The organism is Caballeronia choica, assembly GCF_001544535.1.
Lineage (GTDB): Bacteria > Pseudomonadota > Gammaproteobacteria > Burkholderiales > Burkholderiaceae > Caballeronia > Caballeronia choica.
This window is the reverse complement of sequence record NZ_FCON02000593.1, coordinates 1-634: the sequence shown is the minus strand read 5'-3', so window position 1 is coordinate 634 and position 634 is coordinate 1. Positions and strand designations below refer to the sequence as shown.

Here is a 634-nt window from a genome sequence, read left to right as displayed (position 1 = left end):
TGTTCGCCAGCTTCACTGGCGTTGCATGGCGGCCTCGGCTCATCCCGTCATGATAATCGAGGCGCTTATTTATTCAAGCTATTTAAGGGAGGTTGTACTAATCGCGAGGTGACCGACCTCGACATGGCGGCGCACCTGGTTGACTGGTACCGCGCGCGTTGCGAGGTGGAGTTATTCTTCCACGCGCTCAAGAACGGTTGTCAGGTCGAGGCGCTGCAACTCACGCCGATGGCGCGGCTCGACCGCGCCTTGGCGCTGCTCATCGTGGTGGCGTGGCGCATTGCCCGGCTGATGCGGCTGGGCCGCGCATAGCCCGACCTCGACCCAGAACTGCTGTTCGAATCCGATGAGTGGCGCGCGGCGTTCATTCTCAACAAGCAGAAGCCGCCCAAGACGCCACGGCGCCCGAATGAGGTCGTGCGGGTGGTCGCCAGACTCGGCGGCTTCCTGGATCAAGGCGATGGCGAACCCGGCGTCAAAGCGATCTTGCAAAGCTTGCGTCCAGAACCACTGGATCGGTACTGCTCCGTTCGGCGTCAGACATTTGAATGCTCCAATGCCGCGCGTCAAACAAGATGAGAGCAGCGCGTCAATCAGGATGAGAGTTCTGGCGTTGCGGCAGCGGTGGAGGGCG

General features: G+C 61.4%; 1 protein-coding gene. It reads left to right on the top strand.

Annotated features, from left to right (window positions below; genetic code table 11):
- Positions 1-123 precede the first annotated feature (123 nt).
- Complete coding sequence (locus tag AWB68_RS51845; RefSeq protein WP_374729674.1) at positions 124-312, top strand: transposase; 189 nt, start codon at positions 124-126, stop codon at positions 310-312.
- Positions 313-634: the final 322 nt, after the last annotated feature.

Bases quoted from the DNA above. Each gene is read 5' to 3' on its own strand.
- AWB68_RS51845 (WP_374729674.1), top strand. From the start codon at position 124: ATGGCGGCGCACCTGGTTGACTGGTACCGCGCGCGTTGCGAGGTGGAG.